The sequence below is a fragment of the Bartonella tribocorum genome, assembly GCF_002778015.1.
In the GTDB taxonomy this organism is placed as follows: Bacteria; Pseudomonadota; Alphaproteobacteria; order Rhizobiales; family Rhizobiaceae; genus Bartonella; species Bartonella tribocorum_B.
The window spans coordinates 85,881-111,254 of the sequence record NZ_NJPP01000004.1 but is presented as its reverse complement, the minus strand read 5'-3'; the positions used below and the strand labels follow the sequence as shown (position 1 = coordinate 111,254).

At 36.3% G+C, this 25,374-nt stretch carries 18 protein-coding genes, 1 tRNA gene and 1 pseudogene; 9 read left to right on the top strand and 11 right to left on the bottom strand.

What is annotated here, in order from left to right; genetic code table 11:
• Positions 1-862, top strand: an 862-nt coding sequence (locus tag CEV08_RS02920) for a phage late control D family protein (RefSeq protein WP_100130289.1), incomplete at its 5' end; no start/stop codon positions are given.
• 598 nt (positions 863-1,460) lie between these two features.
• Here the strand turns inward: CEV08_RS02920 and CEV08_RS02910 are convergent.
• A tRNA-Met gene (locus CEV08_RS02910) sits at positions 1,461-1,537 on the bottom strand.
• Positions 1,538-1,730: 193 nt separating this feature from the next.
• Here CEV08_RS02910 and CEV08_RS02905 point away from each other — a divergent pair.
• On the top strand, positions 1,731-2,687 hold the full coding sequence (locus CEV08_RS02905) for a Gfo/Idh/MocA family protein (protein WP_100130287.1): 957 nt from the start codon (positions 1,731-1,733) through the stop codon (positions 2,685-2,687).
• A 49-nt stretch (positions 2,688-2,736) separates the two neighbouring features.
• On the top strand, positions 2,737-3,855 hold the full coding sequence (locus CEV08_RS02900) for a DegT/DnrJ/EryC1/StrS family aminotransferase (RefSeq protein ID WP_100130286.1): 1,119 nt from the start codon (positions 2,737-2,739) through the stop codon (positions 3,853-3,855).
• Positions 3,856-4,180: 325 nt separating this feature from the next.
• Here CEV08_RS02900 and CEV08_RS09800 read toward each other — a convergent pair.
• A pseudogene (locus CEV08_RS09800) lies at positions 4,181-4,823 on the bottom strand (hypothetical protein).
• A 27-nt stretch (positions 4,824-4,850) separates the two neighbouring features.
• Positions 4,851-5,447 carry a DUF1134 domain-containing protein gene (locus CEV08_RS02885; protein WP_100130283.1) on the bottom strand — a complete coding sequence of 199 codons (597 nt, stop codon included), beginning with the start codon at positions 5,445-5,447 and terminating at the stop codon, positions 4,851-4,853.
• A gap of 212 nt (positions 5,448-5,659) precedes the next feature.
• Here CEV08_RS02885 and chpT point away from each other — a divergent pair, with 212 nt between their 5' ends.
• Positions 5,660-6,298: a histidine phosphotransferase ChpT gene (gene chpT, locus CEV08_RS02880; protein WP_100130282.1), complete on the top strand. Its 639-nt coding sequence runs from the start codon at positions 5,660-5,662 to the stop codon at positions 6,296-6,298.
• A 237-nt stretch (positions 6,299-6,535) separates the two neighbouring features.
• On the opposite strand, the gene ctrA is transcribed toward chpT, so the two are convergent.
• A complete protein-coding gene (gene ctrA / locus CEV08_RS02870; RefSeq protein WP_100130280.1) occupies positions 6,536-7,237 on the bottom strand; it encodes a response regulator transcription factor CtrA in 702 nt (233 codons plus the stop codon).
• 557 nt (positions 7,238-7,794) lie between these two features.
• On the opposite strand from ctrA, the gene CEV08_RS02865 reads away from it, so the two are divergent.
• Positions 7,795-8,181, top strand: coding sequence for a flagellar export protein FliJ (locus tag CEV08_RS02865; protein ID WP_100130279.1), 387 nt, complete (start codon positions 7,795-7,797; stop codon positions 8,179-8,181).
• Positions 8,182-8,343: 162 nt separating this feature from the next.
• Here CEV08_RS02865 and CEV08_RS02860 read toward each other — a convergent pair whose 3' ends face one another.
• The gene (locus tag CEV08_RS02860) at positions 8,344-8,619 is read right to left on the bottom strand and encodes a DUF1153 domain-containing protein (RefSeq protein ID WP_100130278.1); all 276 of its coding nucleotides are present in this window, start codon (positions 8,617-8,619) and stop codon (positions 8,344-8,346) included.
• 414 nt (positions 8,620-9,033) lie between these two features.
• Between CEV08_RS02860 and mnmA the strand changes: the two genes are divergently transcribed.
• Positions 9,034-10,257 carry a tRNA 2-thiouridine(34) synthase MnmA gene (mnmA, locus tag CEV08_RS02855; RefSeq protein ID WP_100130277.1) on the top strand — a complete coding sequence of 408 codons (1,224 nt, stop codon included), beginning with the start codon at positions 9,034-9,036 and terminating at the stop codon, positions 10,255-10,257.
• Between the two features lie 261 nt (positions 10,258-10,518).
• On the opposite strand, the gene CEV08_RS02850 is transcribed toward mnmA, so the two are convergent.
• Positions 10,519-11,334, bottom strand: a complete 816-nt coding sequence (locus CEV08_RS02850; protein WP_100130276.1) for a TrmH family RNA methyltransferase — start codon at positions 11,332-11,334, stop codon at positions 10,519-10,521.
• A gap of 719 nt (positions 11,335-12,053) precedes the next feature.
• On the opposite strand from CEV08_RS02850, the gene CEV08_RS02840 reads away from it, so the two are divergent.
• Positions 12,054-12,962 carry a cation diffusion facilitator family transporter gene (locus tag CEV08_RS02840; protein ID WP_100130274.1) on the top strand — a complete coding sequence of 303 codons (909 nt, stop codon included), beginning with the start codon at positions 12,054-12,056 and terminating at the stop codon, positions 12,960-12,962.
• 1,605 nt (positions 12,963-14,567) lie between these two features.
• On the opposite strand, the gene CEV08_RS02835 is transcribed toward CEV08_RS02840, so the two are convergent.
• Positions 14,568-15,425, bottom strand: a complete 858-nt coding sequence (locus tag CEV08_RS02835) for a DUF1460 domain-containing protein (protein WP_100130273.1) — start codon at positions 15,423-15,425, stop codon at positions 14,568-14,570.
• Positions 15,426-16,000: 575 nt separating this feature from the next.
• On the opposite strand from CEV08_RS02835, the gene CEV08_RS02830 reads away from it, so the two are divergent.
• Entirely contained in the window at positions 16,001-17,215 is a 1,215-nt protein-coding gene (locus CEV08_RS02830; protein ID WP_432417141.1) for an MFS transporter, read from the top strand.
• A gap of 868 nt (positions 17,216-18,083) precedes the next feature.
• Here CEV08_RS02830 and carA read toward each other — a convergent pair.
• The gene (gene carA / locus CEV08_RS02825; RefSeq protein ID WP_100130271.1) at positions 18,084-19,280 is read right to left on the bottom strand and encodes a glutamine-hydrolyzing carbamoyl-phosphate synthase small subunit; all 1,197 of its coding nucleotides are present in this window, start codon (positions 19,278-19,280) and stop codon (positions 18,084-18,086) included.
• Between the two features lie 264 nt (positions 19,281-19,544).
• On the opposite strand from carA, the gene CEV08_RS02820 reads away from it, so the two are divergent.
• Positions 19,545-19,997 (top strand): GatB/YqeY domain-containing protein, encoded by a 453-nt coding sequence (locus CEV08_RS02820; protein ID WP_100130270.1) that lies wholly within the window; start codon positions 19,545-19,547, stop codon positions 19,995-19,997.
• Between the two features lie 645 nt (positions 19,998-20,642).
• Here CEV08_RS02820 and ubiC read toward each other — a convergent pair.
• The 3 genes from ubiC to CEV08_RS02795 all read right to left on the bottom strand — a co-directional run bounded on the left by ubiC (position 20,643) and on the right by CEV08_RS02795 (position 25,370).
• A complete protein-coding gene (ubiC, locus tag CEV08_RS02810) occupies positions 20,643-21,155 on the bottom strand; it encodes a chorismate lyase (RefSeq protein WP_180753538.1) in 513 nt (170 codons plus the stop codon).
• A 1,069-nt stretch (positions 21,156-22,224) separates the two neighbouring features.
• Entirely contained in the window at positions 22,225-22,476 is a 252-nt protein-coding gene (locus CEV08_RS02805; protein WP_012232083.1) for a GlsB/YeaQ/YmgE family stress response membrane protein, read from the bottom strand.
• 1,202 nt (positions 22,477-23,678) lie between these two features.
• Positions 23,679-25,370, bottom strand: a complete 1,692-nt coding sequence (locus CEV08_RS02795; protein ID WP_100130266.1) for a Na/Pi cotransporter family protein — start codon at positions 25,368-25,370, stop codon at positions 23,679-23,681.
• Positions 25,371-25,374 lie beyond the last annotated feature (4 nt).

Genomic DNA, 25,374 nt, shown 5'->3' with positions numbered 1-25,374 from the left:
TGACCATGATTTAGAGATTCCCTCCAGCAACAGCGCACTCCAGGTTACCTTTGGTTATCAAAACAGCATCCGTGCCTTTATGGGGCGTTTTGTTGTTGAGTCGGTGGTAAGTATTGGTGGCAGTGATGGAGAGATTTTGCGCCTTTGTGGCAAAAGTGCTTCGATGCAGAAAGAACTCAAAGAACAGGCGAGTGAACATTTTGACCACCAAACCATTGCTGAGATTGTCGAGACACTTGCYAAACGCCRTGGCTATCAAGCAAAGGTGAGCCCCCAATTTACCAAACAAACTCTTCCTTATGTGGTGCGCACCGATCARTCKGCGGTTGACTTTTTAACCCGCCTTGCGGATCGCATGCGGGCGCGTTTTTTAATCAAAGACCATAAGTTTTTATTTTTAAGYGGGGATAATTTACCAGCTCTTACCCTTCATAAACATGACTGTTCAAGCTGGGAATTCACCCTAGAGCCACGCACGCAATACGGCACCATTGAAGCTTCTTATTTTGATCGCTCAACAGGGCAACAATGCCAAGTCAAGCATCAAACAGGGTTTAGCGGTCCCGTACGTCGTCTGCGCAGTTGCTACCTTTGCAAAGAAGAAGCACAAGCGGCGGCTGCCTCCGAGTCGGATCGCTTATGCCGTGCTGTGGGCAGTGGTTCCTTAACGCTTGCGGGACACCCTGAAATCATGGCGGATCAACCGCTGCTGCTTCAAGGGTTCCGTAAAGAAATTAATGGGTCATGGAAAGCCGCTACCGTCACGCATTGTTATGAAAAACAAAGCGGATACACAACAGAAATCACCTTTGAGGCACCGATCGAGGGAAAAGAAACAGGAGAAAAGGAAACATATGAGTGACAGAAAATCAAAGGGTAATGTTTACCCTTTGATTGGTGATGAAGGGCATTTAGAGGAATAGGTGCAAGTTGCACCAATTGCTGAAAGAAGCAATAGTGCAAACATTGCACAATTGCAGACTGAAGAGCAATTCGGTCAACTTGACCGAATTGCTTAAATGCTTCTCTCTTTAATAATGTACTTGAATAATGTGTTTGGGATACGGAAAAACTCTCGGTCAATTTATGCTCAAAGAGGTGAACACATCTTATATACGCTGTTTCTCAAATAATATGATTCCAGCTTAATGATTGATCATCAAAAATTGTGACCTTTAAGAGAGGAAAATAAAGACTCATTAAAGAGTCTTTAAATGATCTTTGAAAGGTCTTTGAAGACCCTTTGAGACCCCTTAAAAATCCTTCGAAAAAAAATAAATTGATGCAAAATCTGCTGTCAAATTGTGCAAAACCCGATGTCAAGCTACACCCTTTGAGAACCCCTTAAAAAACCTTTGAAAAAAAATAAATTGATGCAAAACCTGCTGTCAAATTGTGCAAAACCAGATGGCAAGCTACAGTGCAAAACCAGATGGCAAGCTACAATCACTTTGAAAAGATGGTAGCGGAGGAGGGATTTGAACCCCCGACACAAGGATTATGATTCCTCTGCTCTAACCTACTGAGCTACTCCGCCAAAAATTGTATTTGCAAATAATCAAATCTTTGCGGATATAAGGGGTAGAATAGTAAGATGTCAAGCATCGTTTTTACGCTTTTCTCTTGTCATTCTATTTTATCCTAGATATGTAAAAATATAGTTTTATATGATAAAGTAAAGTAAGGCATAAAAGTGGTGCCATGTGTAGCGGTTTTAGGGAGGCATAAAAATGATGCCACGTGTGGCGGTTTTAGGGTGCGGTCATTGGGGTGAAAACCATATACGAACACTCCAATCTCTTGGGGCTTTGGTAGCAGTTTCTGATATTAATGCTGATCGAGCTACCAATTTCGCAGCAATGTATGGTGTAGAGGTTCTTACACCAGATGATCTTTTCGCTCATCAAAATATTGATGCGCTAGTATTAGCGCTGCCTCCACAATTTCATACGCAAAATGTGCTGCATGCTGTGAAAAATGGTAAAGATGTTTTGGTGGAAAAACCAATAGCCTTAAATGTTGCTGATGCTAAACGCCAAATTCAGGCGGCTGAAGACTATAAGCGGGTTTTTATGGTGGGCCATGTTTTACGTTTTCATCCGGCTTTTGAAAAAATGTGTGAATTGGTGAAAAACGGAAAATTGGGGGATGTGCGGTATATTTATTCTCATCGATTAGGCTTTGGAAAATTTCACACCCACAGTGATGCTTTATGGGATCTTGCCCCTCATGATCTCTCAATGATTTTGGCGTTGACAGATTGTGAACCTTCCAAAATTCGTGGTGAGGGGACTGCTGTCGTTGATCAGATTTCCGATTTTTCCCATGTGCATATGACTTTTCCAAATGGTGTACGTAGTCATCTTTTTACTTCACGCTTGAGTCCTTATCGTGAAAGGCGTTTAACCGTTGTTGGGACAAAGGCTATGCTCGTTTTTGATGATATGGAACCGTGGAGCCGTAAATTGGCAATGCACCGTTTTGCCGTTTGGAAAGAAAATCAAGAGTGGGCCTTTAGCATGGATGACCTGAATTACGTTGATGTTTGTGAAGATTTGCCGCTTACTTGCGAATTACGGCATTTTATTGATTGTATTCAAACGCGTCAATTGCCTCGTACAAATGGTGATGATGCTATTGCGGTTTTACGGATTTTAACAGCTGCTGGTGTCAATTATGATAGATAAAAGAAATAAGTAGCGCTTTTGCATTTTTGTGATGATCAATGGAGTTAATATGCAATTCATCGACCTGGGGGCGCAGCGTGCGCGTATTGAAGATAAAATTAATTCTGCAATTGTTCATGTGATTGCGAGTGGTAAGTATATTTTGGGGCCAAAAGTAACAGAGTTTGAAGAAAAATTGGCAGAATATCTTGGCGTTAAACATGTTATTGCATGTGCTAATGGAACAGATGCTTTGAAGATGCCTCTTATGGCTAAAAATATTGGTCCAGGTGATGCAGTGTTTTGTCCTAGTTTTACGTTTTCGGCAACGGCAGAAGTGATTGCTTTGGTGGGGGCTGAGCCTGTTTTCGTTGATGTGTTACCCGATACATTTAATATTGATGTTGAAAAACTTTCTCACGCTATCGAAATAGTTAAAAAAGAGGGACGATTAAAGCCAAAGGCTATTATTGCCGTTGATTTATTTGGGTTTTCTGCTGACTATGTGCAAATTGTTTCAGTGGCAGCAAAGGAAAATCTTTTTGTAATTGAAGATGCTGCTCAATCTATGGGGGGAAGAAGCGGTAATACTATGTGTGGTGCTTTTGGTGATGTGGCTGCAACAAGTTTTTATCCTGCAAAGCCATTAGGGTGTTATGGCGATGGAGGCGCTATGATGACCAATGATGATTCTTTGGCAGAACTTTTACGTTCTATTTTGTTTCATGGTAAAGGTGAAACACAATATGACAATGTACGGATTGGTATGAATTCGCGTCTTGATAGTATTCAGGCTGCAATTTTACTAGAAAAACTTGCGATTTTTGAAGACGAAATGGAAAAGCGTGTAGAAATTGCTCAACGCTATTCTAATGGTTTAAGAGATGTTGTTGAAGTTCCAGAAATAGAAGAAAATATTCGTTCTGCTTATGCACAATATACGATTAAGGTAAAAGAGCGTGATAAATTAAAAGATTTTTTACAAAAAAACTCTATCCCTACAATGGTTTATTATAAAACACCTTTACATCAACAGCCAGCTTATCAACACTTTCCTTATGTAAAGGATTCTATGTCTGTTTCAGAGTCTTTAGGGGAGAATGTGTTAAGTTTACCAATGCATCCTTATTTGACACAAATGGATCAGGATATGGTTATCCAAAAAATAAGAGATTTTTATCACTCTTGAGAGCGTGCTTTTAGCTTTTAAAATATGGTACAAGCCTCATTAGTGCTCCATCTGAGAGGGTCTTTTTGTGTTAGAGTGTGTGATGAATATTTTTAAGTATTATTTGCCTCTAGATCTCACGAAATATCGTCCTTTATGGCGTTGATATGACAAGCAAGTAGAATCGCTAAACAAGAAGATGAGTTTTTTATAAAATGGTGTAGGTTAAAACACTCTATCCTCTCGCTTCAGGAGAAAACCATGCTTAAAAAAGTATTTAGGTTATGAAAGTTACAATGAACCTTTGTTGCTTTTACTCTTCATTTAAGATTTTTTAAGAGATAACTTATTTAATTGAGCTTTTGGAGAGAAGAGTTATTTTTTTTCTGATATGTGATGCTAAATCATTTTTATTTTTGGATTTTTGAATCAACGTGTTGATGGGTGATGTATTCCCCTCTTTTAGCGCTATGTGAGCTGCTAATGTTGCGGCAAGTTCTTTTGTTTCTTCCCGTAGTTCTTCTAGCAGTTGGTGGTTTGCAGCCATATAAAGCTCATGAGCTTGTATTTTTTGTAAACGCTGTTGGTAGCGTGCGATTTTTTCACGTATCATTGTGTTCTTCCTTGAAGATATTTGTTGTGGGGATATTTTGTTTAATGGCTATCGCTTCTTTGAGAGAAATGTCTTGTGTGGGGAGATATAGCCGGTAAAGTTGTTCTGTTAGTTGGCTTAGATGTATTTTCTGTTGGGCGTATTTTTTTTGCAAAGATTCGTATTTTTGTTGGTTTTTTGCTAATTCTACAGCATGTTTGGCACGAACAAAATCGTGGTTTGCTTGTATTTCCGTGAGTGATAATGGAATTTGTGAATAAATATTTTTCTGCGCAAAATGAACGGCTTTACGCCAAATAAGAGGGGATAAAAGCACCAGTAACCAAGAAGTGGAGGCAACCCCAAGAATAAAAAAAAGAAACGATTGAATAAGCATAATACCCCTTTTGAGATAAGAATCCGTTTAAAACGGATTCCATGTTGGTCGCGGTGTTAATTTTAAATATCCTATGTTGATACCAAGGCGTGCACCGATTCCTGTCCGTATAGGGATTAACAAGGTATCATGGTATTTGAGCACATGAAAACCAACACCTGCAATTAAATAGGCCGAACCTGAAATACCTCCATAGCGTTTCCATAAATTATTTATGCTCTTAAGATTGTAAACCAAGATCATGAGACGGGAACCTTGTCCGCCAAAATCCCACCCTACTGAGGGGCCTTGCCAAAAAACTTTATGCTGACCATAGCTTTTGGTAAAAACTTTTCCCTCGCCATAGGTTAAGCCAGCAAAAAAGGCACCAGAAGCTTCTTCTCCTAAAATATAGGCATTAGGATAACCATATTTTGAAAAAATATTTTGAATGGCAACTGCGAGACCACTGGCTGTTTTTCCAAAAAAAATATGACCAGAATCAATAATTTCTTGGAGTGAATAATGGGGCTCATTTTTTTCTATTGGTTTTAGTTGAGCATGCGTGGTGTTTATGGTGATCAATAAAAGGAAGATTAAAGATATAATATTTTGGTACCAGTGTTTTAGTAGAGAGGGAGCCATGGGGTTTTCTCCTTTTATTAGTGACGAACCAAAAGATAATATTAGGATTTTCATTCTATTCAAATAAAAAATAAGGTGTAAGGTTATTTAAATTCTTGAATTTATTTCTAAAAATCTTTTAGTATGATTGTTAATATCTTTTCTTATGCATCAGATGTTAAGAGTTATTCTTTAACATAAAGTTTTTTTGAATTTAGGAGTTTTCAATCTTTATGACGTCCGCTATTTCTTTGAAGACTATGGATCTTGCTGCTTTGCTTTGTAGCCGTATTTGCCATGATTTGATTTCACCTGTGGGGGCTATTCAAAATGCAATGGAGCTTTATGATGATGCAGGAGCTGAAGAAGAGGCTTTGCAATTGGTGCGTTTATCCGTTGCGAGTGCTTCTGCGCGTCTACAATTTGCGCGATTAGCTTTTGGTTTTGCTGGTGCAAGTGGAGGACAAATAGATACACGTGCAGCAGAGCAGGTTGCTCAACAATATATGCAGCAAGAAAAAGCAACTTTAAAATGGCAGGCTCCCTCTTTTTTGTTACCAAAAGATGAAGTTAAACTTTTGCTTAATTTATTATTGATTGCAAATGCAACAGTTTCTCGTGGTGGTGAAATTGTTGTTATGATTGTGCAAGAGAGCAATAAACTTTCTTTTCGATTCAAGATTTTCGGTGAAATTCTCCGTATTCCTCCTCATTTTCTTGAGTTATATCATGGAGAACTTAAAGAAGAGCTTATTGATGCACATGTCATCCAATTTTATTACACACTGTTGCTTGCTCAGATGACAGAGATGAAAATAAATATTGATGAAAGGGATCGTTGTATCATTTTAGAAAGTGCGAAAAATCCTTGAATAAGAGAGAAGCGCTTAAGCCGCGTTGGGGAAAAGAAACTTCGATCAAATTTATGAGGATCAAATTTACGAGCAATAAGATTATATTTGTAAATAGGGTGCGGTATTTCTTAAGCTTTAAGCGCTTTCTATATGAGATTTTTGGTGTGCGAGTTTTTTTATTTATGATAGAGAAAAATTGAGAAAAAAATCTCGGTCCGCTACACTCCGAGATTTTACAATGTATATTTTCACTGCTTAAGCGGTTTGTCGTACGTTTTCTTCAACTGGATCACGCAATACATAACCACGTCCCCAAACAGTATCAATGTAATTTACATTAGAAGAGACTGCTTCCAATTTTTTCCGTAATTTACAGATAAAAACATCGATAATTTTCAGTTCTGGCTCATCCATGCCACCATAAAGATGATTGAGAAACATTTCTTTGGTAAGTGTTGTGCCTTTGCGCAAAGAGAGAAGCTCTAGCATTTGGTATTCTTTACCCGTTAAGTGAACAGGGCGTCCTGCAACTTCGACGGTCTTTGCGTCAAGGTTAACGGTGAGGTCACCGGTAACGATAACTGATTGTGCATGCCCTTTAGAACGACGAACAACTGCATGAATACGTGCAATAAGCTCATCCTTATGAAAAGGTTTTGTCATATAGTCGTCTGCTCCAGAGCCAAAACCACGGACCTTATCCTCAATGGCATTCATACCGGAAAGAATAAGGACAGGCGTTTTTATTTTTGCCAACCTTAGATTTCGTAAAACATCGTATCCTGACATATCAGGCAGATTCAGATCCAACAAAATGATATCATAATCATAGAGTTTTCCTAAATCGATACCTTCTTCACCCAGATCAGTGATATAAACATTAAAATTGGCTGATTTTAGCATCAACTCAATGCTTTGAGTAATCGCTCTATCATCTTCAATTAATAATACGCGCATTTTAGATCCCTCACTTGGCTCCTTATACGAATCATAAGGAGCATTTCTACTTTATAAACAGTTGGTAAAACCACTGTTTATAAAAACAATTCATGAAATCAAACGCTTAGCAATAAAGCGTTTATTAATACTTCAGTAGTACGCGTAACAATCACTACTAAATTCCCCACTATCCATGATAGTGGTTAACAAAATATTTTTATTTTTGAAAGAGCCTAAAAAATTATTAAAAAAAATCGCGTATTTTTCAACATATAAGAAATGAAAGGTCTTTTCTTATCTTATAAATTTTAATCTAAAAAAAATCTTGTAAATTACTTTTTTATAATTTCAGTGTTTATTTACGGAGCTTTAAGCCTCTTTATTTTATAGTGAGAGAGAAAATTAAAAAAATAGTTATGGCTCTTTAAAGAAGATTGTGTTTGCAGATGCTTTAAGGAAGGGCGAAGTTATTGTTTCGTTAAAGGGCTGTCTTTTCGGATAGACATATAACTTAAGACGATATGAATTGAGTATGAATGCAGGTTTTGTGTTGGCGCAGTCAAGGAGTAGTGAGTATGAAGCCACGGGAAAATATGGTGCGATTGAGGATGTTTCAAGTGCGTGGAAAGCGCCGTGAAATTGCACAGCTAGAGATGATGATCGCAGAATTTGAACGAATGGTGTTAGAACTGGAAATGCAGATTTCTCATGAAGAACGTAAGTCTGGAAACAATGATGTGCGCCATTTTGCTTATTCTTCTTTTGCGCGTGCGGCTCGGCAAAGACGCGATAATTTGCTCAATTCCATTCGTGATTTACAGCTTCAAAAAACAAATGCTGAAATTGCTCTTCATGAAGCTAATGTAGAGCTGCAACATGCACAGCTTTTGGAAGCACGAGAAAAAAAGACTGCTGCGGATGATGAAGATATTCTGATTCAAGCTAATTCAATGACTGGTTAATTCAATGAATGATGATCAAAATAATTATTAAAAAATTAATTTTTTTAGATTTACTTTATTAAATGTAACATAAAAACAGCTAAACTTGTTAAAAGTTTAGCTGTTTTTATTTAACTGTTTTTATAAAGTGCTTTATGTTATCAGATCATGATCAATGGCAACTTAATGCCTGTAACGTTGAATCTTGGTCGTTCGTAATCCTGCTAAGCCGTGTTCATCGATTAAACTTTGCCATGAAAGAAATTCTTCCACAGTCAAAGTATAACGTTGACATGCTTCGTCAAGACTTAACAATCCACCTCTGACAGCCGCAACAACTTCAGCTTTACGACGAATCACCCAACGCCGTGTTGTTTGTGGGGGTAGGTCGGCAATTGTAAGCGGGCTTCCATCTGGTCCAATAACATATTTCATTTGTGTTTTTATCAAGTTGCTCATTCGTATCCTCTACCTTTAGTCAAGGATTTGATTCGTTTATAAAGCATGAAATTTAAAAAAGAGCTAAACGCGCTGAAAGAAAAAATTAATAAAATCACTGGGCATGTAAAAAGAGTCTCAAGCGAACTGTGTATAAGAGCCTTTTGCAACATTCTACCAGATTTTATTTTGCCAGATTTTAAAAAAGAGAAAAAAATTTTCTTAAAATGATTCTCTCAAGTGATTGCCATTCTGCCTTATTTCGATCATCCTTTATTTATTTACAATTGCTTTTAAGAAAGTAATGCTATGGTTGTGAAAAGGATAAAAAAACAATATAAAGGCAGTCGGTAGCATAAAAGTGATGAAAAAGCACGTATCAGAATGTTAACGCATGGGTATCCATTAATAGAGCACTAAATAGAGAATGAATACATGATTTTGAACAGTCTTGATTTACCAGGACGACCAGAGGATTCTCGTATTGTTGTCGCAATGTCGGGGGGCGTTGATTCGTCGGTTGTTGCAGGCCTTTTGAAAAAGGAAGGGTATAATGTCATTGGCATTACATTGCAGCTTTATGATCATGGGGCTGCAACGCATCGGGTGGGGGCGTGTTGTGCGGGACAAGATATTGAAGATGCGCGCCGTGTTGCTGAAACGTTGGGAATACCGCATTATGTTCTTGATTATGAGAAACGCTTTCGCGAAGCTGTTATTGATCCTTTTGCAGAAAGCTATGCTCATGGAGAGACACCAGTGCCGTGTATTGCGTGCAATCAGACGGTTAAATTTGCTGATTTGTTAGCAACAGCACGTGAATTGGGGGCTGATGCTTTGGCAACGGGACATTATATTCGTTCGCGTTCTCATGGGGCACATCGAGCACTCTTTCGTCCTCTCGATAACGATCGTGATCAGAGTTATTTTCTCTTTGCAACGACACAAGAGCAGATTGATTATTTACGTTTTCCACTTGGCGACCTTCCAAAAGCGCGTGTTCGTGAAATGGCTGCAGAAATGGGCTTTGTGATTGCCAATAAGCATGATAGCCAGGATATTTGTTTTGTTCCACAAGGAAAATATTCAGATGTTATCGCAAAACTGCGTCCAGAAGCTGCTAATCCTGGCTTTATTGTCCATATCGATGGAAAAATTTTAGGCAAGCATTCGGGAATTGTTAATTATACTGTTGGTCAACGTCGTGGTATTGGGGTTTCAACGAGTGAAGCACTTTATGTGGTTTATCTCGACGTGGAAAATGCACGTGTTATTGTTGGTCCGCGTGAAATGCTAGAAACGCATAAGCTTTTTTTACGTGATGTGAATTGGCTTGGTGATGAGTCGTTGGATAATTTTCCTTCCCAAGGTATTGAGGTCGCTGTAAAGGTGCGTTCAACGCGTCCTCCTCACCTTGCGCGCTTGCATTATAAAGAAGGTGTTTTTTCCGTTGATCTGTTGGAATGTGAAAATGGCGTAGCACCAGGACAAGCTTGCGTTCTTTATGATCAAAACGGCCATGAGGCGCGTATTCTGGGGGGAGGATTTGTAACCCGTTCGGAACGTGCGGCTGACATTGAAATGATGTTAAAGCGTGTTTTGCGCAATCTTGAAACAAAAGATTCTGTTTCCTCTGAATTTAAAACAACGGCTTCGTAAAAAGATAGTAAATTAATTTATAATGATAATCTTTATCCTTAACTTGAATGGGAGATTTCCGTAAGATTTTCTCATTGCTCGTTTGTTTTGTGATTGAATCCATCAAAAAGATGTCTTTTGCTCCTTACAAATGGGATGATGGGGAAACGATAAAAGAAAAATGTTAAAGTGTTTTTATTAAATGCTTTCAAATGTGAGCGGGGGTGCAACCTGTGGGGCTGGTAAAGAACACACATCATTGGGTATTTGTTTAAAGTATTATCATCTTGAGTGGTCAAAGTCGCTAAAATGGGCGAGAGCAATTCCTGAGGCTGTGGCAACATTGAGACTGTCAAAGCCGTCAGTCATGGGAATCCGTAAGGCTTTTGATTGTTTTAGTATATGGGGTGGTAAGCCATCACCTTCTGTTCCCAAAATAAGTGCCATTCTTTTGGTTTTGTTTGCTTGCTTGAGCGTGTGTGAGGCAGAAGGGGAGAGTGCATAAAGATGAAAGTTTTCATCGTGTAAAGCAGCTATAATGTCATTTATATCAGCGTTTTGCGTATAGGGCACTTTTAGAGCAGCGCCAGCAGAAACTCTGATTGATTTGCGATAAAGTGGATCGCATGAGGTTTTGTCAACAATAATACCATGACTGGCAAAGGCTGCTGCATTACGAAAAATTGATCCCATATTATCGTGATTCGAGCTACCACATAAAACCAGAAGCAAAGCTTTTTCTGGAAGATTTTTTAAAAAACTTTGTAATGATGGGAGCGTTTTGCGTTTACCAATACCCAGAACACCACGATGAACATGGAAACCGGTGATATCATCCATAACTTTTTGTGGAACGCAATAAATGGGACATAGAGGCTGTGTTTTTTCTAAAAGCGGTAAAAGGCTAGGGAGACGTTTTGCGACGATAAGCAGCGAGAGAGCAGAAAATTCTTGTGAATGCAATAGTGCGGATAATGTTATTTTTCCTTCAGCAATAAATTGCTGTTGTCGTCCAACAAGGTCTTTTTCACGGATATTATGATAGTTTTTCAGACGTGGGTCATTCGTTTCGTTGATTGTTATGATATTCAAATACATGCGAGGTTTTTAATGCTTTTTTCTTGCAATTTCCAGATGTTAGAATTTTCTTTATTTTTAAAAAAGAGATAAAAAAATATTATTTTAAACTTATGGTAGAATTTATGTTGACATAGTGTATCAATAGGTGTATTGTGAAAATACTGGTACGGGATAATAAATTTTGTTTTCGTATCGGGTGCAGTGTCTTGGGTCCCCGCTATTTCCCAAGCTCTGTATGCCCTTAATTTATAAGGGAAAAGAATCTGGGTCCCCAATGCCCAGATTCTTTTTTTAAGTTTTCTAGCCATCATATTTTAAGATTTCTTTAAGCTGTAAAGTTACAGTAAAGTGCATCGTTACTTTTTCTACAGTGTAAAGACGCATTATAATGCATATCCTAAGATGTGAAAAAGTGTGCATGATCATGATACATTTGAGAAAAAGTAAATTTTTCGTTCATGAGAGGTGAGATGGTTTTACGTTATTCAGAAAACGATTAATGAAAGGGATGGGTTTGATTGCTTTTGAAAAAGCTGTTTATTGATGACTTTTTCTCTTCATCCTTTATTGCTGCTGTCCGTGTAACTGGATAATTTTTGCGATAACAATGGTGCTTTGAGACGTTTCGTACATGATGAAGATTCTGTAATATTGAAGAAATATTGGCGATATGTCACAAATATCGTTATAGGGTTTGAAAATATTATTCCTTGTTTCGTGAAAAAAGGACGAGGTTCATGAATGAAAAAATCAATATACAAAGCTTAACTTTATATTCTATTTTTATTGCGTGTATTGTTTTTGCTTTGAAATATTGGGCATATCACATCACAGTGTCGGTTGCGCTTTATTCTGATGCATTGGAATCAATTGTCAATATCCTTGCATCATTGGCGGCATGGTGGGCTGTTAAAGTAAGTATGAAGCCAGAAGATCATGATCATCCTTTTGGACATCATAAAGCGGAATATTTTTCCGCGATTCTTGAAGGGGTCCTCATTATTGTTGCGGCAATTGTTATTTTAAGAGAAGCATGGATAGCGCTTTCTACTGTTAAATTATTGCAAAAACCCGGAATATGGCTTGTTATTCATCTTGTTGCAACTGTTATAAATTGCATGTGGGGAATGGTTCTTATTGGGCAGGGAAAACGCCATCGTTCACCCGCTCTTAAAGCTGATGGCGTGCATTTCATAACGGATGTTTTTACTTCCCTTGCAATTTTAATTGGTCTAATTGCTGGTTTTGTAGGGGGATGGGGAATTTTAGATCCTATTTTAGCGATAATCGTTGCTGTTAATATTCTCTTACAGGGCTGGAAAGTGATTAGGAATGCTGTTCAAGGATTAATGGATGTTGGCGTTGAATTGAATGAAACCATACGGATTCGAGAGCTGATTTCTGCGAATGCAGATGGTGCACTTGAGATCCATGACTTACGGACACGTGTGGCTGGTAGGGTTACTTTTATAGAGTTTCATTTGGTTGTGCCAGCTGTCATGCAGGTCGGAGAAGCCCATAAAATTTGTGATAAAATTGAGACTGTTCTTCAAAAAGAATTTGATAATGTACGTATTTCTATTCATGTCGAGCCTGAAGATGAGGCAAAATTACCTCCAGGGACAACGATGATACCTTTTATATAAAAAGATTTTTTTTCAAATTGCCTGTTATGTTACAAATATTATTTTTACGGTGACGCAGTTCATATCTCTTAAAAATACAATGATGCTTTTGGGGGATGCTCTTTTGGTAATTTTATTTTTGCATCAATAAAGAAGAAAGTTGAACTAAGGTTCCCCAAGCAAGATTTATTCTATTTCTGTACACAGTCATTTAAAGTATGGTGAGATAAGGCCTATAAAATTTTATCTATTAAGTGTTTTTAGAGTGTGCGGTCAATATTTAGTCGCAAGGCCAGTCGGTGAGCTTACGTAAATCATATGAAATAGTTAATTGCTGTAATTTGCTTTAAGAGGAAGGATTGTTTACGGGACCGTTGAGAATAGTCCTCTTTTGGGGAGGGCAAGGAAGAATAAAGCTTTCATAATAAATTTAATGAGGCTTAATTATAAATCTTATATAAAAGTCATAAATAGGATTTTTAAGCTGGTGATCGTAAATTAAGCATCGTGATTATTGGTAACAAATGTATTATTTTATGGATACAATCTTATTGGCCTTATTGGCATATAATAATTTGTTGTTCTGTAAGCTAAATGAAATATATAAATACAGCATTTTTTCATATCCAATCTGTTTAGGATGAACGCATCAAAATATTCATTTGCATATTATAAGCGAGGTTGGCACGTAGAAGTCCGTTGTGGAAAAAGAAGTAAAAATGCTGCTAGCTGCTATACAATGGGTTTGGAGGGGCATATCTTCTTTTATGAAGGATTTTATCATTATGTCGCATGATTACTGTAAAATGGTGGAGAATGGTAGTATATCTTTGAAATAAGCGCTGAACAATACAATGTGTTTTTTGAGTGCTCTATTTTGTATGAAAGCTGAGTAGCCTCCATTAAAGAATTGAAAAAAGATCATGCGTATATCTCTACTCTTTCAAAGGTATTGCTTTTAGATGCTTTAGAAAGTCAGCAAAGCTGAACTAAAGAATGATGGTAAAGATGGAAATCGTTTTTTATTGATGCCTTCATATTCTTTTTTAATGAGGCTATCTTTTTATTGCTTTGGAGATGATTCTGAATAGGTTATGCAATATGCTCATTCACAATCGAGCATCAAAATTTTGCAACTGCTCGTCCATTATTGGTATATTTGAATTTTTATCTTAAATATGCTGCTGCTTTAGGGCGATTTGACTTTATAGACAATAAGAAAAAGCAAAGACTTTTGAGGCAAACAACGCTATAAAGTCAAAATTTATATGCAATAAATTGGAGAGATAGATCACATTTTTATAAAAAGGCCTAGTGAAACAACAATCGTAACATATCTTGTTTTACTTATTCTTACAAAAAAACGATATATTTTTATGTACTCATAAAGATCAGATCGGCACTAATCTATAGATAATTCTTAGCTCGAGAATATGAAAAGAAGGCATGACACGACAACAAAGTTTTTTTTCTCTTCAGCTTTTAGTCCGTAAAGGTCATTATAAATCCGTCATTTCTCCAAAAATGATTTTATCCGTGTAGCTTGTCGGAAACTCGATGTTTATCTAAATAACTTCAGGATATCTATTAAGAATAGAAAAGCTCTTTCATATCGTTATGATGTTCTTAAAGAGCTCTTAAAACAATAATTCCTGGTGTTTTTGCAACATAATCCATAAAAGGTGAATCGACGACTTTTTCATTTTCTTTTCGTGAAGAAGCATTTCGTAACATTGGCCCTTTTTCTGTCATGATAAAGAACCCCACATGTGTTACATCCAATCCCGCAAGTTTTGTATAAATGCCAATGAAATCCCCTGATTTTAAACGGCTTATAACCTCTTCATTAATAAAGTTACTTGGAATATACGTTATTGTGCGTTTCACAACTGGAAGTCCAGGAAGGTAGGCTCCATCATCAGCTTTTTTATTGAGATATTTTTCTATGCTGACTGCATGAGGACTTATTTCAGCGGTAATGTCAGTGGCGAGTTTATATTCTCTATAAGCCCAGTCTGTAAAAAAATGTTTTCGATCTAAAAAATGAACATTCCCCTTAATGTAACGCGTTCTTATGACATTATTTACGAATTCTTTCGGGGATGTTGATTTGCGCAATGCTTCAACATAATCCAGATAAGTAAAGCAATCCAAGCCTCTAAAATCAATGATGAGTTTTTCTGGTATCTTTTCTGAGCCATGTAACATATTGGCTTTGTAAGGTGTTCCTAAAAAAGCTTTGGAAAGAACGTCAATCAGGGCTCCTTTTTCGTGATCACTTGTTTCTGAACGTTTTTTGAGAAGAGCATTTAATTTATTTAAAGTATAAGGATCTAGCTCTACGTTGGTTGTTTCTAGCTCTACGCCGGTTGTTTGTTGGGTCTCTATTTTATTTTCTAAAACACCCTTTTGTGAATCAGAATTTTGAACTTCACATCCTGTCACTAACATTAAAATGAGAATGAATTGCGATATTTTTTGCATTGTATACACCATTTTTTAATCAACAGTTTACGGCAAACTCTCACGAAAAGTGGTATTTCCTCATGCTTATTAAATCATTATTGGATTTAATAATAGCATATAATCATTGAGGTGTTCAATAAATATGATCAGTTTTTTACAGTTTTAAGCTCTTTTGATTCTTCTTCTTTAACCTTACTGTATATTCTGAGGGTAAAAAATTTTTAAAAGCTTATCTTTTTAAAGATTTTAATAATTATAGGTATTATGGAATATCTGATGTATCTCAATAGAATTGAGACGTTTGAAAGGAGTGGTATGAAAAGGGGAAATGATGTTTGATAAACTTAATCATAATGTTTCTAAAATTGTTCGAATATTCTATATCCCTTGAGACTTGATTTGTTCTTATTAATATTTAATAATTTAAAGTAAATTATATTTTTAACTTGACTCTTATTTGAGTTTTTAATTTATTTACTATTTTGTATGTGAAAATTATACGGTATAGAATAGTTTTAAAAAAGAGAACTTGGCAAAAGACAAGGGGGGAGTGGCTATATATGTAAAATAGTGTGTATGTCATGCAAGATGAGATGTTCAATAAGAAGTTTGTCCAGCGTGGACTGATTTTGGTGTTTATCATTTTATTGTTAGATATTCTTAGCATTGCAATCATTTGTCCTGTTTTGCCTGAATATTTTTCTCAGTTAACAGGAAGAGATGTGAGTACATCTTTTGTAGAAAGAGGAAAATTACTGGCAGCTTATTCAATGATGCAGTTTTTGTTTGCTCCTGTTATTGGTAATCTTTCTGATCGTTATGGTCGTCGTCCTATTTTGCTTGTTTCTATTATCTGCTTTGCTCTCGATAATCTGATATGTGCTATAGCATGGAGCTATTCTATGTTATTTATCGGGCGGCTTTTATCAGGGATAAGTGGCACTAGTTTTGCAACTTGTACGGCTTATCTTGCTGATATATCGGATGAAAAAAACCGTACACGCAATTTTGGCCTATTAGGTGTTGCATCTGCATTAGGGTTTATTTTAGGGGCGTTTATGGGTGGTTTTCTAGGTCAGTTTGGTCCGCGTATCCCGTTTTATTTTGCGACTGGTTTTTCTCTCGTTAATTTTATTTTTGCTTGGGTTATGTTTCCAGAAACTCTTTCTTTATGGAATAGGCGATTTTTTGATATTAAGCGGGCAAATCCTTTAGGCGCTTTTTGGCAATTGAAGCAATATCCGATGGTTCTTTGGGTGTTGGTGGTCTTTTTTCTTTATTTGTTTGCGGAATCTATATGGTTAAGCATTTGGGCATTCATTGCGAAAGAACGCTATGATTGGAGTTCATTTTCGATTGGGTTATCTTATAGTGTTTTTGGGATAAGCCAATTTGTTGTCGTTGCTCTTATTTTGCCTTATTTTGCTAAGCGATGGAGTGATTGGCATATTGTTATTGTGGGGCTTTTGTTTGCATCTGTTGCTATGCTGGGCTATACCTTCGCAACAAAGGGGTGGATGGTTTATATGGTTTGTATGTGTACAATGCTTGAATATCTTGTTCATGCCCCTATCCGTTCTATTGCTTCAGCGCAGGTGCCTATAAATGCACAAGGAGAACTACAAGGAGCGATGACATCGGTTTTTTCATTGAGTTTAATATTTGGTTCTGTTTTTTATGTGTTTCTTTTTGAATGTTTTATAGATAAAAATGCACTGTTTTATTTTTCTGGTGCTCCTTTTGTTGGAGGCTTTTTGCTTCTTGTTGTTGCAACGGTCATTTTTGCCTTGCGGGTACGCGTACGTTAATTTGTAAATGGGGTGGGTCAGAATATTTTGCTAGAGAATGCACAAACATTATATTTGATAGGCAGAAAGTTTTTTTGTAATGTTTGTCTTGCAAAGTATTGTATAAAATACCGACATATCCTTTTCATTCATTGCAAATAATTTTTTTGTTTTGTTGGATTGTTATGCATCATAAAGCCCGTGTTTTTTTATCAACATTCAGTACTCATGGGACAGTATGTTGAAGAAGACGCCATAGTGTTAGATTCCTTAGTGTTATGCGAACAATTTAAGTTTTTTTATATCCAAACTGGAAGTAAAATATTGCGTATATTTATTTGCATCATTTTGGAAATCAAAAAAATCTCATTTTGGAAGAATATAAAGTTGTAAAGCCTTTTCGAGCTATCATTTTTTATTCGGCTTTATCGTTTTCAAGAAGGTCACACCAATTTCATGATAGTGCCGATGAAGAATAGAAGAGAACAGTTTCTATAAATGGTATAAGATTCACAATACACATTTCTCTCTATTTATAAAAGATGCATCATCATTCACTTTACCAGTTTCCAATATTACGATAGCTTTTAGTGAGGCACTCAAATATTGACACACTCATTTTTCTTGGAGGATGTAAGCCTGTGATTTTGATTGATAGGATATAATATCTTAAAATGAGGGGTCCAAAAAAGAGGGGCATGAAAATGAACAGCAGGAGAGGGAGAAAGTTTTACGCTAGTGTTCTCATTGAAATTGCTAAGTCTTTTATTTTAATTGCGAAATGATGAGTGATAATACTCACTCAAAAAATGGTCGGTAATAGTATCGTTATGCGTTAAGAAAAAGACACTCTTCAAAGAAGAGAAGCGAGAAGGTGAGATATTTTGTTTCAAGATATTTTTTTATAATTCATAATGAGATCACAGAAATGCTGAAAGAGGTAGTGACTATCTTGGGGTCCAGGAGAAGCTTCGGGGTGATATTGAACAGAAAAAACAGGTTTTCCAATGATGCGAATACCACAATTAGAACCATCAAAGAGAGAGATGTGTGTTTCTTGGACATGTTTTGGTAAAGAGGTTGCATCTACAGCAAAACCGTGATTCATTGATACAATCTCAACTTTTCCACTGTTAAGATCTTTAACGGGGTGGTTTGCACCGTGATGTCCTTGGTGCATTTTTACGGTTTTTGCGCCAACAGCAAGAGCAAGCAGTTGATGACCAAGACATATTCCAAAAATTGGTAAATTATGATCAATCAATGTGTTGATTGTTGGAATGGCATATTGAGATGTAGCCGCTGGATCTCCTGGTCCATTAGAAAGAAAAACACCATCAGGATTCATTGCCAGAATTTCTTTTGCTGTTGTGTGGGCAGGCACAACAGTAATGCGTGCTTTTTGTTTTGCCATAAGGCGAAGAATATTGCGTTTAATACCATAATCAATGGCAACGATGTGAAGATTGTGCTCATTGTTTGTGCCATATCCTTTATTCCAACACCATGGTTCTTCATCCCATTGCATTGATGATTGAGATGATACTTCTTTCGTAAGGTCAAGATTGATGAGACCGTGCCATTTTTGCGCACGTTTTTTCAAAGAAGGAATATCAAAGTTTCCATCAGAATGATGCGCAATGACAGCATTTTGCGCACCCTTTTCACGAATAAGAATTGTGAGTGCGCGTGTATCAATACCACAAAGTGCAATAATTTTACGGGCTTTTAGCCATTGATGAAGATTTTCATTGGCACGATAATTTGAAGGATGTGTAATATCTGCCTTAAAAATAGCGCCAACAGCACCATGATAGTTGAGAGGAGTGAGAGATTCAATATCTTCACTATTTGCCCCTACATTTCCTATATGAGGAAAAGTAAAATTAACGATTTGTTGTGTGTATGATGGGTCTGTAAGGATTTCTTCATAGCCTGTGATGGCGGTATTAAAACACACTTCAGCTTCAGCAACCCCTGTCGCACCAGCTCCTTTGCCTTTGATGACGGTTCCATCAGCTAAGACTAAGAGGGCTGTGGGTTTGCTGATACTCCAAGGTCTGCTCGATGAAATTGTCTGTATCATAGGGTGTATCCACAATTTATTTTCTGAAAGGTATAATGGTTAATTTTACACAAAAACCATACCTCTAACAGATGCTGTGTCTATTATTCCAGTCATGTTTTGCTTAAAATAAAAACTATAAGGGGATTCCATGAAGAGGTAAAGTCTTGTTTTTCTCTTTTCTAATATCGAGACTTCAATTATTTTTATTTTTTATCTTCCATTGCAAGATGGATAAAGATTGGTTAAAAGACGCTTTCCGCTTGAACAAAATTGGGTAGATTTATGTTGCGTGACCAAATTGATGGGGCTCTTAAGGTTGCTTTGAAAACGCAAGATAGTGCACGTCTTACTACACTTCGTTTAATGAATGCTGCGGTTAGAGATCGTGATATTCTTTATTATGATGAGGGAAAGCGAGAAGTGGATGATCAGCAGATACAGTCTGTTTTTACTAAAATGCTTCAACAGCGTGAAGAATTAATGCGAGCCTATAAAGAGTCTGGTTGCTTGGAGTTAGCAGAAAAAGAACAAGCAGAAATAGAGGTTATTCGTGAATTTCTTCCCTATCAGCTTAAGGAGATAGAAGTAGAACAGGTTATTTGCGAAGCTTTGGCACAAACGAAAGCTGAAAAATTACGTGATATTGGTAAGGTGATGGCGTGGCTTAAAGAACGCTATGCGGGGCAAATGAATTTTTCTAAAGTGTGCACTAGTCTTCGTAAAAAATTGCAATAGGTTTTATCAATTCAAAGGAATGGGAAAATATTTTTTATTGTGCGAGGCCTTTGTTCGTCAGTAGGATATTGATCAATGGTGTTTATTTTATACACAAAGCTCTTATCAAGAAAATAATCCTTTGAAATGAACAAAGCTGTTTTTTGGGGCTCATGGGGCAATAAAATATTTTTTCTATCTTATATTTTGTTGTTCTTCAAAGCTGTTATATCATTAAAAAAACTAAAAAGATTTGTTGTTTTTACTGTTAAAGATAAAAAATGGGATAGCAGGAAAAAGCTAACTCATCCGAATTTCAAACTTTTTGTAGGCGTATTTTGTTGTCTTTTTTGATGATTCAAAGCACTTATTGGATAGAGAGTTGTTATTATTTTCCAAGAGAGCTCTTTACTCGACGAGAAGTTGAATGCAGATGATTTTATTAATATGGTGCGTATCTGCTTGAATTCAAGCACTGGTTTTCATGATTGTGATAAGGAATGCAGAATTTGAAAATGCTTTTTTGTGAGAAACATTTTTCAGCTAAGATAAAGAAATATTTGGAAAACAACCCTTTGTTTGTAATTTGTTTTGAGGCAATTTTGAAAAATTTTGCTTTAAAGCTATATGAAATCTAGACATTGTGCAGAATAAAATAAGTATCCTCTATGTATGCTGAAGGTAGAGGGGTGAGTCTGTTAAAAACAGCTCAGTTAGCAATAATGGCCTATCCGTTAGTCGTAAACGGGAGCGGCGTGCCCATAGAGCGCCTTGTTGACCAATATGAATGTAATCGCGGGTTAATTTATCGCTGTTAAATAAATATTGTCCTAAAGGGGTTGTTCCTAAATGCATCAAGGTTTGATTGTGTAGAAGGGTTTCTTGTGGGATGACAGTGCGTCCAAGGAGCCAAGGTTTATTATCTCCCATCAATATGACTTCGCGTAGCCAATAACGGGTACTTTTAGGGAGATGTTCTGCTTCTTCTTTTAATTTATCTCGTGTAATAAAACATTCGCGTTGTTGTTGAACTTCGAGGCAGGTGCAATATTTTTTTAATCGCAGCGTCATCGAGCCCAATTCCATAAGCCAATCGCGAATGTTCTCTGGTACGGGAGGGTTTTGATCACTGAGCCACTTTAGAGGTGGTAAGATAGAATCTTCAAGATCAGACATCATTGTACTCCACATCTAAAATCCTATTCTATATGTCTATGCTGGGTGCGCTAAAGAGATGGTTTTATTGTAATATAAGCGTATAAAAGCAGCAAGATTTTAAAAGAAAAATATCAAAGGGAAAATCAAGAGCAAAGATCTTTAAAAGAAGAGATGTAGAGAATAGATTATAGCGTTATTTTCATTAAAAGAGCAAAATAATCTATAATGCTTTATTTGGAGTACTTTCAGATCATGCGTTATAGAGTTTTCTTGATAGAACAATGGGAAAGGGTGGGGTATTTCATACTTTAATACCTGTTTGTAACGCATATGAAAAAGGGATGAAGAATTCATCTATATCAATATAAAGAGGAAATTTTAAGAGGAGAAAAACCTTTATATAGAATACTTAAATTATTATAATAAAATTATTTTCTATTAGCAGTGTTTATATAGCCTTGTTAAAATTTAAGTTAAAAGAATACATCATCATTTAAATTTTTATATTAAACACTTTAAATCCCTTTAATTGATAAGTGATAACAAATTCGGAAAAGAAAAAGGGAATGTATCAATAACGTTTGTTTTTTTATTTTGCATACTAGAATAATTCTTTTTATCGTTTTGCGCTTACTTCCTATCTTTAGCTTTTAAGAATGCAAAAGAGCTCTCCGGGTTTTTTTAGTAAAAATGATTTTGTTGATGAAGTATATAGGCGTGAAATATTACGCAGTAGGATTTTTCATCATCATCATTGATTGATCTTTGTAACCTTGTAGATTTCTATGATAGCAAGATGAGCTGGAGTTGTACGTTTGGTCCCAAAATATGGTACAGAAATAAATTCGTATTTCATTAAAATAACATACACGGCTTTCCTGATCTGCGTATGTTTATAGAGATATGGAAAGGTACCTTATAAAAGCCTTTGACTGTTTCTCGTTAAGATGCATGATGGTGTATGCCAGAAGTCGTAGCTTAAACATTCCACCATCATACCCAAAATGGTATCAACGCATTATGGGGAAATATTTCAAAATATTCCAGTTGTTTTATTGAACATCAAAAGCTGATTGAAGCAATAAATGTCCTATGATCGAATTTTTCGTCCTATCCATATAAGAATACAGGCTCCAATAAAACCTGAAATAAGATAACCAAGCCAGCCAGCAAAACTTACGCCTAAAAGACTAAAAAGGAAGCTCGCTAACGCAGCGCCAATAATTCCTAAGATAATATTTAACAGTATCCCTGTTTGGCTTTTCATAATATACTGTGCAGCCCAACCAGCAATCCCGCCGATAATAATGGCTGCAATCCAACCGATGTTTGCATTTTCCATGATACTCTCCTTTGCCTGAATTTAAATTGTAACTAGAGTACACTTTGTAAAGATCAAGGTTTATTCCTTTTTACTCAGTGGAAAGGATATTTTTGTTAGATATTTTACTTCTTACTTTCTTGTATATGAAAATAATATTCATATATTTAAGTATAATATATAATAGTTTTAAATATATATAAAAAATTTTAATTTATAAAGAAATTATTTATTAAAATAGTTTAGTAATGTATAAAATGTATTTATTATATTTTTTAACAATCGTTTTCTCTCAAGTTTTGAAAAAAATAATTGTAACTAGAACAATAAATCAAGTGGATATTTAAAGATTTGGCGTTAGCCAATTGATATCCATATTATTTAAAATGATATTGAAACTGTGTTGTTTATACATGATAAAATGCTGTATAAGTTCAATCTCTACAAATATTGATATAAGTATGTATGGATAAAACGTTGCAATTGGGTGGGGTTTTTCACTCCTTATCGGGTGTTTCTTTATTTTGCTGCTACTGTGAAGGTATCTTTTTTAAAAAGGTGAATTTAGGTTGGCACGATCATATTTTTAGTCATCTTCTATAGAGATCTCTTTCAACGTTCCAAAGCTCCACTTTACAACAGTGTCTGTGAAGGGTGGTAAATTCATTGAGCTTCCCCATTTTTAGATTTCATAAAAGAGCAAGCTGAAGCCATCACACATTTGCCCCGAATGTTGCAATGGTTCTTAAGGTGCTTCATAAGAGGCGCTTTAAAATCCTTTCTTGTATCGTTTTTCTCTACGCAGAATTCTCCACTTTCCTTGTGCAAGCGAATGATTTTGAGTTCTTTAACAGGCAACAGGTTTGGAATGAGAAAATCTTGCGATATTTGGTGGCTCATTCAATATAAAAAGTAAATTATTCATCATAAATCAATAAGTTACTTGATAATGTTCATAACTTTTTTTGAGATGATGAGGCATTCTTTTTTCAAGAGTTTTATTCTCCATGGCCGAATCGGCTTGTATCGTACAAGCAAGTGATTTTTAAGAATTTATTATGAATAGATTAAAAATGAAAGAAATTGATGCTCTTGAAGAGAGCTCGTTTAAATTTTCAAAGAGTAAAATATTTTGATTAAATCAATATATTAAGTAAGATATTTTAATGTTTAAAATTAAATAATTGATGTGATGTGTTTCTTGTTTGATTTAGTTTAAAAGTTTAAGATTTTTCTGTCTGTTCTTCAGCAGGATTGCGTAAGCGCGAACTTTGCAGAAGTCCCTGTTGTTCTAAAATAGGGTAGATCATTGAGGTCAAAAGAGCGTTAATTTGTTTGAGGTCGCGGACAGTATCAAGATGAAGACTGGATGATTCTATATTTTTGAGATCTCCTTCACGTAAGCGTTTAAAATGTTTTAAACTCATCTCTTTTTCTAAGTTTCGTAGTTGATCTTTTTTTTGAACCAATAAACGTGCAGTGTGTGTGTCACGGGAGACGAGAACATTAAATGCGATATGCGCGTTGGCTAGTACAATGGCATGAAAACGAAGGAGATCACTCCAGCCCTCGTTGCTGAACTTTAGACTTTTTTGTTGTTTCTTTTTAACCAGCATCAGCATATTGTGGATAATAATATCGCCTGCTTGGTCTAATTTTATACAGGCACCTAGAAGTTCTTGCGTTTGAAGAGCTTCTTCATCCGATAATTTTTGTCCTGCTAATCGTGCAAGATAAAGTTTGATAGCGGTATGTTTTTTATCCAATATGGTATTTAGTTGATTGAGTTCAGCAATCATATTGGGATCAGGCTTTTCATAAAGATCCATGATTTTTTCTAACATGATGTCGACAAGATCACAAATATGAATAACTTCACGCATGACATTGGGAAGCGCTAAAGCTGGACGTTCAAGAACACTATCATCCAGGGCTGTTTGATCCGATAAATTAAGCGTTTTATCGGCTTGCGTTTTTTTTGTACTCATACTCACAATTTGAGTGGTCAATTTTAAAACCCATTTTGAAAGCGGTATTCCAGCTAGGAGAATGAAAACATTAAAAATGATATGGGCGTTGATCACTTGAGTAGGGGCGTTGTTACCAAGCCATGTGATGGATGGTTGAAAAGACAGAAATAAGAGCAGAACAAGGATTGAACCGGCTCCACGCATGAGTAAATTCCCCAAAGGAACGAGACGGGTATTGGGAGAAGCATTGCGCGTTAAAAGGGGGGCTATAAGAGAAGAACCAAAGTTGACACCAAGAACCATGACAACGCAAAGTTGCATATGGATAAGGTCATAGTTGGCAAAATTAACCAGCAAAATGATTCCTGCAATAGATGAATGTAAGAGGTAGGTTAAAGTCGCAGCCAACAAAAAACTTGAAACAGGATCGGTTGAAAGATAACGAATGATGCTCGGCAGAACTTCACTATCCCGTAAAGGTTCTGTCGCTGTACTTATCATTTGTAAAGACAAAATCACAAGACCAATACCGATAACAATACGTCCTATTTGGCGCCACTCACGCTTTTCCGTTGTCATGAAAATACAAGTACCAGTTAAAAGACAAAGCGGCACAACAAGTGTGAGATCGTAGGTGAGAATTTTAACAACCAGTGCTGATCCTAATTCTCCCCCACGAACAGCCATAAGGCCTGCTAATCCAGAGACAAAACCAGATTCAACAAAAGAACCAACAAGCAGAGTTATGGCTGTAGAGCTTTGTAAAATTATTGCGGTAAAAAGTCCAAAACTTACAGCAAAAAAGGGGTTGGAAATGACATGGCGCATGTTATATTTAAGCCTGTCACCATAGGCGCGTTCAATTCCTGTGCGCACCATGCGTGTGGCCCAGAGAAGTAAAGAAACAGCGCCAGCAAGATTGAGGAGTACCAATGAACCATTCATGACA

Coding starts and splice junctions, on each gene's coding strand:
- CEV08_RS02865 (WP_100130279.1), top strand. CDS start 7,795: ATGAAGCCACGGGAAAATATGGTGCGATTGAGGATGTTTCAAGTGCGT.
- CEV08_RS02860 (WP_100130278.1), bottom strand. CDS start 8,619: ATGAGCAACTTGATAAAAACACAAATGAAATATGTTATTGGACCAGAT.
- CEV08_RS02905 (WP_100130287.1), top strand. CDS start 1,731: ATGATGCCACGTGTGGCGGTTTTAGGGTGCGGTCATTGGGGTGAAAAC.
- mnmA (WP_100130277.1), top strand. CDS start 9,034: ATGATTTTGAACAGTCTTGATTTACCAGGACGACCAGAGGATTCTCGT.
- CEV08_RS02850 (WP_100130276.1), bottom strand. CDS start 11,334: ATGTATTTGAATATCATAACAATCAACGAAACGAATGACCCACGTCTG.
- CEV08_RS02830 (WP_432417141.1), top strand. CDS start 16,001: ATGTTCAATAAGAAGTTTGTCCAGCGTGGACTGATTTTGGTGTTTATC.
- ctrA (WP_100130280.1), bottom strand. CDS start 7,237: ATGCGCGTATTATTAATTGAAGATGATAGAGCGATTACTCAAAGCATT.
- ubiC (WP_180753538.1), bottom strand. CDS start 21,155: ATGATGTCTGATCTTGAAGATTCTATCTTACCACCTCTAAAGTGGCTC.
- CEV08_RS02885 (WP_100130283.1), bottom strand. CDS start 5,447: ATGGCTCCCTCTCTACTAAAACACTGGTACCAAAATATTATATCTTTA.
- CEV08_RS02900 (WP_100130286.1), top strand. CDS start 2,737: ATGCAATTCATCGACCTGGGGGCGCAGCGTGCGCGTATTGAAGATAAA.
- chpT (WP_100130282.1), top strand. CDS start 5,660: ATGACGTCCGCTATTTCTTTGAAGACTATGGATCTTGCTGCTTTGCTT.
- CEV08_RS02835 (WP_100130273.1), bottom strand. CDS start 15,425: ATGCAAAAAATATCGCAATTCATTCTCATTTTAATGTTAGTGACAGGA.
- carA (WP_100130271.1), bottom strand. CDS start 19,280: ATGATACAGACAATTTCATCGAGCAGACCTTGGAGTATCAGCAAACCC.
- CEV08_RS02805 (WP_012232083.1), bottom strand. CDS start 22,476: ATGGAAAATGCAAACATCGGTTGGATTGCAGCCATTATTATCGGCGGG.
- CEV08_RS02840 (WP_100130274.1), top strand. CDS start 12,054: ATGAATGAAAAAATCAATATACAAAGCTTAACTTTATATTCTATTTTT.
- CEV08_RS02795 (WP_100130266.1), bottom strand. CDS start 25,370: ATGAATGGTTCATTGGTACTCCTCAATCTTGCTGGCGCTGTTTCTTTA.
- CEV08_RS02820 (WP_100130270.1), top strand. CDS start 19,545: ATGTTGCGTGACCAAATTGATGGGGCTCTTAAGGTTGCTTTGAAAACG.